The 13,451-nt window shown below is 64.1% G+C and carries 10 protein-coding genes; 2 read left to right on the forward strand and 8 right to left on the reverse strand.

Going from position 1 to position 13,451, the window contains the following annotated elements; all coding sequences use genetic code 11:
* Window positions 1-864 (forward strand): ISAs1 family transposase (locus NKI73_RS22680; RefSeq protein WP_352633040.1); only part of this gene is annotated, 864 nt, incomplete at its 5' end.
* 35 nt (window positions 865-899) lie between these two features.
* Here the strand turns inward: NKI73_RS22680 and NKI73_RS22685 are convergent.
* The 5 genes from NKI73_RS22685 to NKI73_RS22705 are packed head-to-tail and all read right to left on the reverse strand — an operon-like array spanning window position 900 to window position 8,476.
* Window positions 900-3,365, reverse strand: a complete 2,466-nt coding sequence (locus tag NKI73_RS22685) for a GcvT family protein (protein ID WP_352633041.1) — start codon at window positions 3,363-3,365, stop codon at window positions 900-902.
* A complete protein-coding gene (locus tag NKI73_RS22690; protein ID WP_352633042.1) occupies window positions 3,362-4,543 on the reverse strand; it encodes a pyridoxal phosphate-dependent aminotransferase in 1,182 nt (393 codons plus the stop codon). Before NKI73_RS22690 ends, NKI73_RS22685 begins: the two co-directional genes overlap by 4 nt.
* A complete protein-coding gene (locus NKI73_RS22695) occupies window positions 4,536-5,441 on the reverse strand; it encodes a homocysteine S-methyltransferase family protein (protein ID WP_352633043.1) in 906 nt (301 codons plus the stop codon). Before NKI73_RS22695 ends, NKI73_RS22690 begins: the two co-directional genes overlap by 8 nt.
* On the reverse strand, window positions 5,438-7,891 hold the full coding sequence (locus NKI73_RS22700; protein ID WP_352633044.1) for a GcvT family protein: 2,454 nt from the start codon (window positions 7,889-7,891) through the stop codon (window positions 5,438-5,440). Before NKI73_RS22700 ends, NKI73_RS22695 begins: the two co-directional genes overlap by 4 nt.
* Before the next feature lie 21 nt (window positions 7,892-7,912).
* Window positions 7,913-8,476 carry a helix-turn-helix domain-containing protein gene (locus NKI73_RS22705; protein ID WP_352633045.1) on the reverse strand — a complete coding sequence of 188 codons (564 nt, stop codon included), beginning with the start codon at window positions 8,474-8,476 and terminating at the stop codon, window positions 7,913-7,915.
* A 204-nt stretch (window positions 8,477-8,680) separates the two neighbouring features.
* Here NKI73_RS22705 and NKI73_RS22710 point away from each other — a divergent pair, with 204 nt between their 5' ends.
* Window positions 8,681-9,385, forward strand: coding sequence for a nitroreductase (locus NKI73_RS22710; RefSeq protein WP_352633046.1), 705 nt, complete (start codon window positions 8,681-8,683; stop codon window positions 9,383-9,385).
* A 108-nt stretch (window positions 9,386-9,493) separates the two neighbouring features.
* Here NKI73_RS22710 and NKI73_RS22715 read toward each other — a convergent pair whose 3' ends face one another.
* Genes NKI73_RS22715 through NKI73_RS22725 form a run of 3 tightly spaced genes read right to left on the reverse strand, consistent with a single transcriptional unit; the run spans window position 9,494 to window position 13,390 of the window.
* Window positions 9,494-10,081 (reverse strand): sarcosine oxidase subunit gamma, encoded by a 588-nt coding sequence (locus NKI73_RS22715; RefSeq protein ID WP_352633047.1) that lies wholly within the window; start codon window positions 10,079-10,081, stop codon window positions 9,494-9,496.
* Window positions 10,074-13,082: a sarcosine oxidase subunit alpha gene (locus tag NKI73_RS22720; protein WP_352633048.1), complete on the reverse strand. Its 3,009-nt coding sequence runs from the start codon at window positions 13,080-13,082 to the stop codon at window positions 10,074-10,076. The genes NKI73_RS22715 and NKI73_RS22720 overlap by 8 nt, the downstream gene beginning before the upstream one ends.
* Entirely contained in the window at window positions 13,079-13,390 is a 312-nt protein-coding gene (locus NKI73_RS22725) for a sarcosine oxidase subunit delta (RefSeq protein WP_352633049.1), read from the reverse strand. Before NKI73_RS22725 ends, NKI73_RS22720 begins: the two co-directional genes overlap by 4 nt.
* Between the last annotated feature and the right edge of the window lie 61 nt (window positions 13,391-13,451).

The raw sequence follows: 13,451 nt of genomic DNA on the forward strand, positions 1-13,451 counted from the left end.
GATGCCGATGAGCTTTCGCGCAGCTTTGCCGCTTTCATGGCAGCGCTGCGACAAACGCTCGGGCCTTCGCCGCGCGGCGTGGTGGCGGTCGACGGCAAATCGCTGCGGCGCGGCTACACCAAGGGTCGGGTCTTTATGCCGCCTTTGATGGTGAGCGTGTGGGACGCCGAGACGAGGCTGTCGATTGCCGCTGCCCGCGCGCCCGAGGGCGACGAGGTCACAGCCACGCTGGATCTTCTGAAGAGCTTGGATTTGAAGGGCTGCACGGTGACGGCGGATGCGCTGCACTGCCGTCCCGACACCGCCAAGGCGCTGATCGGCAAGAAGGCGCATTATGCGCTGGGGCTGAAAGGCAATCGTCCCAAGCTGTTCGCTGCGGCGGAGCGAAGCTTCGCCGCAGCTGCCGAGATCGCCTTCTTCGAGACCAGCGAAAGCGCGCATGGCCGCACCGAAACGCGAAGAGCCTCGGTCCTGCCGCTCAAACGGCTGCTCGATCCGCCGGCCTTTCCCGGCCTCAAGGCGATCGGCCGCATCGAGGCCTCGCGCAGCGTGGCAGGCGGCAAACCCACCACCTCGGTCCGCTATGTCGCGCTTTCCAAAGTGCTCATGCCCAAAAGACTGGCCGAGACCGTCAGAGCACATTGGACCATCGAGAACCAGTTGCACTGGAGCCTCGATGTCGTCTTCCATGAGGACGAGGCCCGAACCCGCAAGGATAACGGGCCGCAAAACCTGGCCATCATCAGACGCCTCGCCCAAAACATCTTGCAAGCCCATCCTCTCGACAAACCCATCGCCAGCAAGATGCGAAGAGCCAGATGGAACAGAGACTTCCTCTTCCAGCTCTTTACTCATATGCGATAGCCCTGCCGTGAACGGGGAGAAGGGAAAAGCGCGCGCTACATCCTCACCCGCTCCGACTTCGGATCGTACATCGGCTTCAATGACGCTTCCGCCGCAAAACGTTCGCCGGCGATCTCGATCTCGTAGGATGAGCCAAGCACATCCGCCTCGCTCTCGCCCTGGCACTTGATATAGCCCAGCCCGATGGCGCCGCCGAGATGATGGCCGTAATTGCCCGAGGTGATCGGACCGACGATCTTGCCGTCGCGCAGGATCGCTTCATTGTGGAAGAGCAAGGGTTGCGGGTCCTTCAGGCGGAACTGGACCAGCCGGCGTGACAGGCCGGCTTCCTTCTTCTTCAATACTGCATCGCGGCCGAGGAAATCGCCCTTGGCCGTCTTCACGGCGAAGCCGAGACCGGCTTCCAGCACATTGTCCTCATCGGTGATGTCATGGCCGAAATGCCGGAAGGCTTTTTCGATGCGGCAGGAATCCAGCGTGTGCAGGCCGCAGAGTTTTAGCCCGACATCGGCGCCGGCCTCGTCGATCGCTTCGAAAACATGGGCCGCCTGGTCGGTCGAGACATAGAGCTCCCAGCCGAGTTCGCCGACATAGGTGACACGGTGCGCACGGGCCAGGCCCATGCCGATCTCGATCTCCTGGAATGTGCCGAACGGGTTGGTCTCGTTGGAGAAGTCGTTCGGGCTCACCTTCTGGATCAGTTTTCGCGCATCCGGTCCCATCAGGCAGAGCACGCTTTCGGCAGCGGTGACATCTGTGATGACGACGAATTCGTCGGTCAGATGCTTGCGAAGCCAGGCGAGGTCACGCTGCAGCGTGGCGCCTGGCACGACGAGGAAGAAGGCCGTCTCCGACAGCCGCGAGACGGTCAGGTCGCTCTCGATACCGCCGCGCTGGTTGAGCATCTGGGTGTAGACGATCTTGCCCGGCGCGACGTCCATGTCGTTGGCGCACAGTTTTTGCAGGAAAGCGCAGGCGTCGCTGCCCTCGACACGGATCTTGCCGAACGAGGTCATGTCGAACAGGCCGACCTTGTTCCTGACCGCGAGGTGCTCGTCGCGCTGGTTGTCGAACCAGTTCTGGCGCTTCCAGGAATAGCGGTATTCGCGCTCCTGGCCCTCGCGGGCAAACCAGTTGGCGCGCTCCCAGCCGGCGGCTTCGCCGAACACGGCGCCGCGCGCCTTCAGATGCTCATGCAGCGGCGAACGCCTGACATTCCGCGACGTCGCCATCTGTCGGTAAGGGAAATGGTCGGCATAGAGCAGGCCGAGCGTTTCGGAGACGCGCTCCCGGAGGTAGCGGCGGTTCTTCTGGAACGGCTGGGCGCGGCGGATGTCGACTTCCCAGAGATCGAATGGCGCTTCGCCATCATTGATCCACTGCGCCAGCGCCATGCCGGCGCCGCCGGAGGAGACGATGCCGATCGAATTGTAGCCGGTCGCCATCCAGTAGCCGGACAACTCCGGCGCCTCGCCAAGATAGTAGCGGTCGTCGGGCGTAAAACTCTCCGGACCGTTGAAGAAGGTGTGGATGCCGGCGGTCGCCAGCATCGGCATGCGGTTGACGCCCATTTCAAGGATCGGCTCGAAATGATCCATGTCCTCGGGCAGTTGGTCGAAGCAGAAATCCTCGCGGATGCCGTCCATGCCCCAGGGCTTGGCCACCGGCTCGAAGGCGCCCAGCATCATCTTGCCAGCGTCTTCCTTGTAGTAGGCGCATTCGTCCGGCACGCGCAGCACCGGCAGCCGGCCGAGGCCGGGGATCGGCTCTGTGACGAGATAAAAATGCTCGCAGGCGTGCAGCGGGATGGTAACGCCGTTCTGCGCGCCCAGTTCGCGCGCCCACATACCGGCGCAGTTGACGACGATGTCGGCCTCGATAGTGCCTTGTTCCTCGCCCTGTGCCCAGGAAACGCCGGAGACGCGTCCGGCGCTGGTGTGGACCTTGGTGACCTTCACATTCTCGACGATGGTGGCGCCGCGTTGGCGGGCGCCCTTGGCCAGCGCCATGGCGATGTTGGCGGGGTCGCACTGGCCGTCGAGCGGCAGATGCACGGCGCCGACGACGTCCGAGACATTCAGATGTGGGTACATCTGCTTGACTTCATTGGGGGAAATCTCGCGGACATCGACATCGAAGGCGCGCGCCAGCGACGCCTGCCGGTAAATCTCGTGCTTGCGCTCCTCGGTCAGCGCCACGGTGATCGAGCCGATCTGGCGCATCCCGGTGCCGACCTCGGTCTCGGCTTCCAGTTTGACGTAGAGATCGGCGGAATATTTCGCCAGCCGGGTCATGTTCTGCGAGCCGCGCAACTGGCCGATCAGGCCGGCGGCGTGCCATGTCGTGCCCGATGTCAGCTGCTTGCGTTCCAGGAGCACGATGTCGGTCCAGCCAAGCTTGGCCAGGTGGTAGGCGACCGAACAGCCGGAGACGCCGCCGCCGATGATGACGGCCCTCGCTTTAGTTGGGATGGCTTTGGTCGGGATGGCCTTGGCGGTCATGCGGCCTCGCGGCGATAGCTGGAAGCAAAGCGGCGCAGCCGAAGCGCTGCTTCTTGCAGCACGGGCTCTGGCTGGCAGAGGCTGATGCGGATATGGCCGGCGGCGGCCTCGCCGAAGCTGGAGCCCGGCATCACGCCGACATTTTCCTTGTCGAGCAAGGCCCAGGCGAATTTCTCGTCATCGGGTTCGACGGCTGAGATATCGAGCATGACATACATGCCGCCCTCGGAACCGCGCACGGTGACATCGTTCATGCCGCGCACGGCATCGAGGAAGACGGTCCGGCGCGCGGCGTAGCGCTTGGCGATGTCGTTGACGCCATAACGGTTCTCCAGCGCTTCGGAACAGGCGATCGAGATGAAGGCCGGCAGGCCGTAGGTCGTCACCAGATTGAGATTGATCATCAGCGTGATCATCTCCTCCGGCCCCGTCAGCCAGCCCATGCGCCAGCCGGTCATTCCATGGCTCTTGGACATCGAATTGATGACCAGAGTGCGCTCGGCCATGCCGGGCAGCGAGCGCGGCGAGACGTGCTCGCCGCCACCCAGCGTCCAATAGACTTCGTCCGACAGCAGCCACAGGTCGTGCTCCCGGCATACTTCCGCCAACTGCTCCAGCCGCTCGCGCGAATAGACCGCACCGGTCGGGTTGTTCGGCGTGTTGATCAGGATGGCGCGCGTGTTCGGCCGGATTGCCGCGCGGATCATGTCGGCACGCGGCTGGAAGCCATCCTCGGCGGGTGTCTCGACGACGGTGAAATCCGCGCCTGCGGCGCTGAACGTGTTGGGATAGGTGGCGTAATAGGGCGCCACGACGATAGCGTGGTCGCCCTGGTCGAGTACCCCCTGCACGGCAGCGTAGAGCGCGGCCTGGCCGCCCGGCGTGGCGATGACCTGATCCGGCGACGTCTCGACGCCGGTGCAGGCGCTCGAGGCCGCCGCCATCGCCTTACGCAGGCGCGGCAAGCCGGGAAGCGGGGTGTAGTGATGATTGCTGCCGCGAACCGCGGTCACGCAGGCTTCGATCGTCTGCGAAGGCGTGTCGAAATCATGGTCGCCAACCGACAGCATGATGATGTGTTCGCCGGCCTCCTTGCGGGTCCAGGCGGCGAAATGGACTTCCCAGCCGTCCTTGCCAGAAGGCACGATGCCGGAAATGCGCGATGATGATCTAGGCATGCAAAACTCCCGAAATTTTGTAGCCGGCCTGTTCGAGCCGGTCGCGCAGAGCGGCGATATGCGGCGGTCCGACTTCGCAGCAGCCGCCAACGATGCTGGCGCCAGCCTCCACCCAGCCGATCGCCTGGTCCGCATAGGCGTCCGGGCCGAGATCATGGCGGGCATGCAGCACGTCGACGGTGCCGCCGTGCTTGAGTGCTTCGGTCGAGGTGAAGCCATTGGCATAGGCGCCGACCGGGCCGCCGAGGTTGATCAGTTCAGGCAAGGCTGCGGCGATTGCTTCCGGCCGGCAGCAATTGACCAGCCGCGCCGCGACGGTCAGGCCGTCAAGCGCGCCTGCCGCGGCGGCTATTGCCTCGCCGCTGCGCAGCCGCGGTTTGCCGTGATCGGCCAGCGTCCACGACACCCAAACCGGCTTGCCGCTTTCCGATGCAGCGGTGACGGCCGCGCGGGCTTCGTCCGCCGACGCCATGGTTTCACACAGGAACAGATCGACGCCTTCGGCCTGCTCGGCAACGATGCGGCGGTAGATGTCGAGCGTCTCCTCGAAGGAAATGGTCAGTGCCGGCGCATAGCTGCCGAACAGCGGCGACAGGCAGCCGGCAATCGCGGTGTCGCCAGCCTCGTCGCGGGCTTGCCTGGCCAATTCGATGCCGCGCTTCTGCAAAGGCTTGAAGAGGTCTTCCGCGCCTTCGCGCGCCAGGCGTTCGGGTGTCGCCGAATAGGTGTTGATGGTGATGACACGGGCGCCGGCACGGATGAATTCCGCGTGCAGATCACGCACCAGATCCGGTTCGTCGATCAGTACCCTGGCCGACCATAGCGGTGTCGGCTCGGACTTGCTGCGGCGGACCAGTTCCTGGCCCATGCCGCCATCGGTGAGGATGACGTTCTTCATGCGCGCAGCCTCTCGTTCTTCGGATCCCATAGCGGCTCATCTTTCTGCACGGTCGCCTGGAAACGGTCGCCGAAGATTTCGACCTCGACGGTCGTGCCGGGTTCGGTCAGGTCGGCGCGCAGCATGCCGAGCGCGATCGATTTATCGATGCGATGGCCCCAGCCGCCCGACGTCGTCTCACCAACGATCCGCCCGTCATGCCACAGCGTCGACATAAAGGGAGCGTCGCAGTCGCCGGGATTCTCGACGACCAGCGTGACGAAGCACTTCTTCACGCCCTGTTGTTTTTCGTTCAGCAACGCCGCCTTGCCGCGGAACTCGGGCTTATCCCATTTGACGAAGCGCTCGAGCCCGCCTTGCAGGATCGAATAGTCGGTCGAAAGGTCGCCCTTCCAGGTGCGGTAGCCTTTTTCAAGCCTGAGCGAATCCAGAGCATACATGCCGAACGGCTTGAGCCCATGCTGCTGTCCGGCCGCGCAGATGGCGTCGAAGATGGCGGCGGTGTCGTCAACCCTGGTGTGGATTTCCCAGCCGAGTTCGCCGGCGAAGGAGACGCGCACAAGCTTCGCCCACCGACCAGCGATTTTCGTCTCCTGATGCGTCAGCCATGGCAGAGTGAGGTCAGCCTCGCAGACATCGGCGAGGATTTTCCGCGAGTTAGGGCCGGCCAGGATCTGGGTCGAGAATTCCTCGGTCCGGTCGATCAGCTTGAACGGCGCATCCTTGGGCATGCGCGATTTCAGCCATTCGAAATCATGCCATTGCGCGACCGCGGCGGTGATCAGCGTCATCACATTCTCGTCGTGGCGCACGACTGACATTTCGGTGACGATGCGGCCCTTATCGTCGGCAAAATAGACCAGGCCGATGCGGCCGGGCTTGGGCACCAGCCCGGTGACCTGCAGGCTCAGCCATTCGGCGGCACCCGGCCCTTCGAGATTGAAGCGGGAGAAGCCCGGCAGGTCCAAAATGCCGGCGGCATCGCGCACCGCCAGGCACTCCTCGCGCACGCGATGTTGCCATGGCCCGTCGCGGCGGAAGGTCAGCGTCGCTTCCTCCGAAACATCATCGCCATCTTTCGCGTACCAGGTGGCGCGCTCCCAGCCATTGTAGGCGTCGAAGCAGGCGCCGAACGCCTTGATACGATCGTGGATCGGCGACAGTTTGCGGTCGCGCCCTTCCGGCCAGGCATGGCGTGGAAACTGGATTGCGTATTCGTTGCCGTAGATCTCCATGCCCTTGGCGACACAATAGTCCGGCGCCGAGGCAAAGGAGGTGAAGCGGCGCGGATCGCACGACCACATGTCCCATTCGGTCTGGCCCTCTGTCACCCATTCGGCCAGTACCTTGCCGGCGCCGCCGCCCTGGGCGATGCCGAAGGTGAAGACGCAGGCCTCGAAGGCGTTGGGAACGCCGGGCATCGGCCCGATCAGCGGATTGCCGTCCGGCGTGTAGGGGATCGGCCCGTTGATGACCTTGGACAGGCCGGCGGTGCCCAGGATCGGCACGCGGGCGACGGCGTCGGCCAGATAATGTTCCAGCCGGTCGAGATCGTCGGGGAACAGCTGGAAGGAAAAATCCTCCGGCATCGGATCATTGTGGGTGGCCCAATGCGCGCGGCAATTGCGCTCATAGGGGCCGAGGTTCATGCCGTTCTTCTCCTGGCGCAGATAGTAAGAGGTGTCGACGTCGCGCAGCAGCGGCAGTTTTTTGCCCTGTTCCTTCGACCACGCCGCCAGCTCGGGGATTTCCTCGAACAGTATATACTGATGGCTCATCACCATCATCGGTACCTCGCGGCCGAACATCTTGCCGACTTCGGCGGCGCGATAACCGGCGGCGTTGACGACGATCTCGCAGCGGATCTCGCCTTGTCCCGTCTCGACCACCCATTCGTCGTTCTCGCGGCGCACGCCTGTGACCGGGCAGAAACGGATGATTTTTGCGCCCATGTCGCGCGCGCCCTTGGCCAAGGCCTGGGTGAGTTGCGCTGGATCGATGTCGCCATCGCTCGGGTCGTAGAGCGCGCCTTTCAGATCATGCGTCTCGATGAACGGGTAGCGGCGCTTGATCTCGTCGACGCCGACAATGTCGATGTCCATACCCTGGTAGCGGCCCATGCCCTTGGCGCGCTGGAACTCCTGCATACGCTCGACGGAGTGGGCAAGGCGCAGCGAGCCGGTAACGTGATAGTTCATAGGATAGTCGACCGCTTCGGCCAGTCCGCGATAAAGCTCGGTCGAATAGCGCTGCATGTTCATCAGCGACCAGGACGAGGAGAAGGTCGGCACGTTGCCTGCGGCATGCCAGGTCGAGCCGGAGGTTAGCTCGTTCTTTTCCAGAAGCACGCAGTCGGTCCAGCCCGCCTTGGCGAGATGATAGAGCGAGGAGGTGCCGACGGCACCGCCTCCGATGATCACCACGCGCGCCGTGCTCGGCAAACCCGCCATGTTCTTCTCCCACACATTCACTTAGTAGACTGGTGGCGAAACCACCCAGATGACAATTGCCGGCTCGGAACCCGGATTGCGCCAGCGGTAGGGCTTGCCTTCGAAGCGAAAGGAATCGCCCTCGCCAAGCCGATGCCAGACGCCCGCTATCTCGATATCGAACAGTCCGGACGCGACGTATCCGGCTTCCTCGGTCGGCCGCTGCGCCTCGGCCTTCAGTTCCGCGCCCGGCGCGAAGACCGACCGCACCATCTCGAAGCTACCGCCGAGATCGGGCGACAGAAGCTCCTCCACCAGGCCGGATTCGCTTGTGCCAAGCGTCCGGCGCCGGCCGGCGCGCACAACCACGCCGCGCTCGCTTTCGATAGGCACGTCATGGCTGAAGAACAGGCTGATCGGTACACCGAACAATTCGGCGAAGGCCCTGAGATCACTGAGCGACGGCGTCGACAGGCCGCGTTCGACCTGGCTGACCCAGCCGACCGAACGGCCAAGCTTCAGGCCGATCTCGGCCAGCGTCAGTCCGCGCGCCTTGCGCAGCGCCCTGATGTCGCTGGCCAGCACGCGTTCGTCAGGTCCCTGCAATGTTCTTGCGATAGGCGAAGGCAAAGCGCTCACTTCGTGAAAAATTCCAGATGAATTTCATGAGAAATCAAGCGCATGAAAAAATCAAGCGGATTTTCACGCATGCTCAAGATTTGCTTGCACGATTTTGACGGTTCATGCAAAGGCTCGGGCACGAACGGCGAGTGGGGACGTCTGGTCGAGACGAGGGTTAAGGGACGGCCCATGCTGGAAAACACCACCCGAATTGCGGGCGAAGCCGAGATTGTCGACGAGGCGATCCTGTCGCGCCGTTCGGTGCGCGCATTCCTGCCCGACATGGTCGACGACGACACCATTCGTGCCATTCTGGAGGTTGCGGCGCGGGCTCCGTCGGGCACCAACATGCAGCCCTGGAAGGTCTACGTCACCAAGGGCGAGACCAAGCGGCGGATATCAGACGCCATTCTCAATTCTGGCATTCGCGCCGAAAAAGCCGACTGGGACGAGTACCGCTACTATCCCACCCAGTTCTTCGAGCCGTATCTGACCCGGCGCCGCGCCAACGGCTTCGGCCTCTATGGCGCGCTCGGCATCGGCCGCCGCGAGGTCGACAGGATGCGCGCCCAACACGACCGTAACTTCGTCTTTTTCGACGCGCCGGTCGGCATGATCTTCACCATCGACCGCCGGCTCAACCAGGGCTCGTGGATCGACTACGGCATGTTCCTGCAGAACATCATGGTCGCGGCGCGGGGCAGGGGTTTGCATACCTGCCCACAAGCGGCGTTCGCGCCCTACCACCGGCAGATCAGGCCGGTGCTCAACATTCCCGACGAGGAGATCGTCGTTTGCGGTATGGCGCTTGGCCATGAAGACACGTCAAAACCTGAAAACACCTTCCGCACCGATCGCGTGCCGCTGGAAGAGTGGGTGACGTTCAGCGAATAAGCCGGCCGGCTAGGAACCCGGGTGGTAGGTAGGCAAGCAGCGCACAGAGCGTGATGACGCCATCGATCACGACCAGGAGGCGGAAGTCGTCGGCGAGAGGCCGGCCGCCTACTGCACCTCGTAGCCGACTTCCTCGCTGGCGTGACAGAGCGCCTTCCAGAATGAGCGCGCGAAGGAGCGGAAGACATAGATGTCGAACTGGTCGGCGCCGGTGCGCTGGAGCTGGGCGAAGACGTCGTGATGGGTGGTCGAACGGCCGGCGCCGACCGGAAAGGCCGGCAGCGAAAAGTCGATGGCGAAGAACTTCGCCAGCACCCATTCGGCCTTCGGCCCGGCGATGCGGATAGCGGTGCGGCCATGCGAGAGGTCGGTGACGGTACCAATGGCCGGGGTAACCACCTTGGCAAAGGCCGCGGCCAGCCCTTCGGCCTCGTCGGCAACGGTGAACTTTCCCGGCGCGAAGCCGAACACCGACTTCACGCCGTCGCTCAAGCCGCCGCCAGCACCATCGGGTAGAGCAAGCCCGGTGACGCTGCGGATGGCTGCAATCAGCTTCTTCTCCTCGCCGGGCCAAGCCGCGAGCTGCACGATCGAGCCAGGCGTCGTTTCGGTCAGGATGATTTCGACGCCATGCTCGAAATTGCCGTGCGAGCCGACGTGAAATTCCGGCTCGAGTGGCGATTGACGCTCAACCATGCATGCGGCTCCCGTCCGGATCGAAGAAGTGGTTGGAGACGATCTCGACCGGTCCGAACCGGTTGCGCAGGGGATCGGAGACATGGGCGCGTGTGCCTTGCCTTGCGTTGCCGCCCTTGACCAGCGCCAGCGCTATATGCTTGCCGAGCGCCGGCGAATAGCAGCAGGCGGTGATGTGACCGATCGAGCCGTGCGGATTGGCTTCGTCAACCTCCTCGACGATGTGCGCGCCGCCATTGAGCGGCCGGTTGTCGAGGGCGATCAGGCCGACCAGTTCCAGGCGGTCAGATGCGATCAGGCCTTCGCGATCCATCATCGCCGAGCCGATGAACGGCTTCTTCTTCGACAGCATCCAGTCGAGATGCAGATCGCGCGCCGTCGTGCGGCCGTCGATCTCGGCGCCGGTGACATGCCCCTTCTCGATGCGCATCGTGCCCAGTGCTTCAAGACCGTAGGTGACGAGCCCGAACGGCCTGCCGGCCTCGACCAACGCTTCCCAGACATGGGTGCCGTAGCCGGCGCCGGAATAGACCTCGAAGGCCATTTCACCGGAGAAGGAGAGCCGGCAGATCATAACCGGCACGCCTGCTATCTCGCCACGCACGATGCCCATGAAGGGCAAGGTGGCATTGTCGACCGACGTGCCGGTGACACAAGCGGCGAGGATCTGCCTGGCCTTCGGCCCGCCGATCGCGGCACCCGCCCATTCGTCGGTCACCGAGGTGACGTGCACTTTCAGGTTCGGCCAGATCACGTCGAGGAAATACTCCAGATGCTGCATCACCTTGCCAGCGTTGGCCGTGGTGGTGGTCATCAGGAAATCCTGCTCGCCGAGCCGCCAAGTGGTGCCGTCGTCGAAGGCGAGGCCGTCCTCGCGCAGCATCAGCCCGTAGCGCGCCTTGCCGACGGCCAGCGTCGAAAACATGTTGGTGTAGACGCGGTCGAGAAACGCTGCGGCGTCGGGCCCTTGCACCGCAATCTTGCCCAGTGTCGAGACATCGACGATGCCGGCGCTGTCGCGCGTCGCCTTGGCCTCGCGGACATAGGCCTGTTCGACCGTTTCGCCGGCAAGGCCGTAGATCATCGGCCGGTACCAGAGGCCGGCGGAGTACATCGTCGCGCCATTGGCGACGTGCCAGTCATGCATCGGCGTCAGCCGCTCGGGCTTCAGGTCGCCAAAACGCTCCGCCGCCAGCGAGCCGATCGACACCGGCGCAAAGGGCGGCCGGAAGCGCGTCGTGCCGACCTCGGGGATCGGCTTGCCCAGCGCTTCGGCCATGATGGCAAGGCCAGGCACGTTAGAGCTCTTGCCCTGGTCGGTCGCCATGCCGAGCGTTGTGTAGCGCTTCAGATGCTCGACCGAGACGAAGCCTTCGCGGTGAGCCAGCCGCACGTCCTCGGCCGTGACGTCGTGCTGGAAGTCGACAAAGCTCTTGCCGTTGGCCCTGATCTCGAACACCGGCGCCGGATCGGGATCGCCGGGTGCTGCCTCAACCGTAGGCAGCACGGCGGGTGTGCTCTGCCCGCCGGCGGCGGCGAGGCCGGCGGCGCGTCCTTCGGCGAGCGCTTCGAGCGTCGAAAAACTGCCGGTGAAGGCACCGGCGCCGATCCATTGCTGTGTGGGCCACTTTTGTGTCGGCTTCGGCGGCAGAAAGGCTTGCCGCGCGGCGTTCCATTCCGCCTTGGCGCCGGCCTGGCTGGCCAGATGGATGGTCGGCGACCAGCCGCCGGACATCAGCAGGCAATCGGCATGGATGCTGCGCGCATCGCCGATGAGCGCGCCATTGGTCATGTCGAAGCGTTGCAGCTTGAGGCTGGACAGCGCCTTGCCGCCTTCGGTGGCGACGACCGCATGGCCGGCGAAGATTTCGGCTTCGGCTTCGGCGGCCAGCTTGCGCATCTCTGGCGAAAGTTCCGGCCTGACATCGGCGATGGCGACGACCGCGGCACCGGCTTTCTTCAAGGCGACGGCCGCCCGATAGGCGCTGTCATTGTTGGTGAACAGCGCGATCTTCTCGCCCGGCAGCACGCCGAACTCGTTGGCATAGCGCTCGGCTGCATGTGCCAGCATCACGCCTGGCCGGTCATTGCCGGGGAAGACCAGCGGGCGCTCAAAAGCACCGGTGGCCAGGACCACGGATTTGGCGCGGATCGCCCAGTAGCGATGGCGCGGCTCGCCCTTGCCGGGCTGGTCCTTGTGGTCGCTGACCCGTTCGAGCGCGGCAAGCGTGTTGTTGTCGTAATAGCCCCACACCGTGGTGCGCGGCAAAAGCCGGACATTGTCGCGGCCCTCGAGCTGGGCGACGGTGCGGCGGGCCCAGTCGCCGGCCGGCGCACCGTCAATCGTTTCGTCGGACCAGTTGGCCGAACCGCCGAAACGCGGCTCGAGATCGGCCAGCATGACGCGCGCGCCCTGATCGGCGGCGGCCTTGGCGGCCATCAGGCCGGCCGGGCCGGAGCCGACCACCAGCACGTCGCAAAAGGCGTTCATGCGCTCGTAGCGGGCCGGATCCTTTGCCGATCCGGCGCTGCCGAGACCGGCGGCGCGGCGGATGAAGTGCTCGCAGAACATCCAGAAGCGCGTGCCCTTGAGCGGACCGAACACCGGTCCCATGAAGGTCTTGTAGTAGAAGCCGGCCGACAGGATCTTGCCGCCAAGCTGGTTGACGGCGTTGATGTCCCAGGCAAGCGACGGAAAACGGTTCTGGCTGATGGCAACCAGCCCGTCATGGATCTCGACCATGGTCGCCGGAATGTTGGGCTCGCGAACCTCACCCTTCAGGACCGTCACCAGGGCGTTGGGCTCCTCGACACCGGCAGTCAGCAATCCGCGCGGGCGGTGGTGTTTGAACGAGCGGCCGTAAAGGGTGACGCCCTTGGCCAGCAGTGCCGATGCCAGCGTGTCGCCGGCATGGCCGGTATAGGGCGCGCCGTCAAAGGTGAAGCGGATGGTTTTCAGCCGGTCGATGCGGCCGCCGGTGTCGGTGCGGCGCGGGCTCATGACTTGCCCTCCGCCTTGCGGCGCGCGGCCGAGGTGTGATCGCCGCGCCCATGATCACCCCTTACGAAGGCGACGCTCAAAATCTCATGCGTCAGCGTGTTGCGCACGACCCGCAGATGCGCGCGGCAACCGCCGGAATGTTGCCAGATCTCATTGTGGTCACCGGCCGGATTCAGCCTGTCATAGACATAGGCGTTCCACGCCTCGAAATTCTGCGAGGCGGGGTCGGGACGCTCACGATTGCCGTCACCTTGATAGGTGAACTCGATGACGTCGCGCGGGCCGCAATAGGGGCAAGTGATCAACATTGGATTTTATTCTTCTTGTTTGACCATGATCTTATCGGAAAACCGGCATCCACTTTTCCGG

The sequence above is a fragment of the Mesorhizobium sp. M0496 genome (assembly GCF_040321205.1).
Lineage (GTDB): Bacteria > Pseudomonadota > Alphaproteobacteria > Rhizobiales > Rhizobiaceae > Mesorhizobium.

Coding starts and splice junctions, on each gene's coding strand:
- NKI73_RS22685 (WP_352633041.1), bottom strand. CDS start 3,365: ATGACCGCCAAGGCCATCCCGACCAAAGCCATCCCAACTAAAGCGAGG.
- NKI73_RS22690 (WP_352633042.1), bottom strand. CDS start 4,543: ATGCCTAGATCATCATCGCGCATTTCCGGCATCGTGCCTTCTGGCAAG.
- NKI73_RS22695 (WP_352633043.1), bottom strand. CDS start 5,441: ATGAAGAACGTCATCCTCACCGATGGCGGCATGGGCCAGGAACTGGTC.
- NKI73_RS22700 (WP_352633044.1), bottom strand. CDS start 7,891: ATGGCGGGTTTGCCGAGCACGGCGCGCGTGGTGATCATCGGAGGCGGT.
- NKI73_RS22710 (WP_352633046.1), top strand. CDS start 8,681: ATGCTGGAAAACACCACCCGAATTGCGGGCGAAGCCGAGATTGTCGAC.
- NKI73_RS22715 (WP_352633047.1), bottom strand. CDS start 10,081: ATGGTTGAGCGTCAATCGCCACTCGAGCCGGAATTTCACGTCGGCTCG.
- NKI73_RS22720 (WP_352633048.1), bottom strand. CDS start 13,082: ATGAGCCCGCGCCGCACCGACACCGGCGGCCGCATCGACCGGCTGAAA.
- NKI73_RS22725 (WP_352633049.1), bottom strand. CDS start 13,390: ATGTTGATCACTTGCCCCTATTGCGGCCCGCGCGACGTCATCGAGTTC.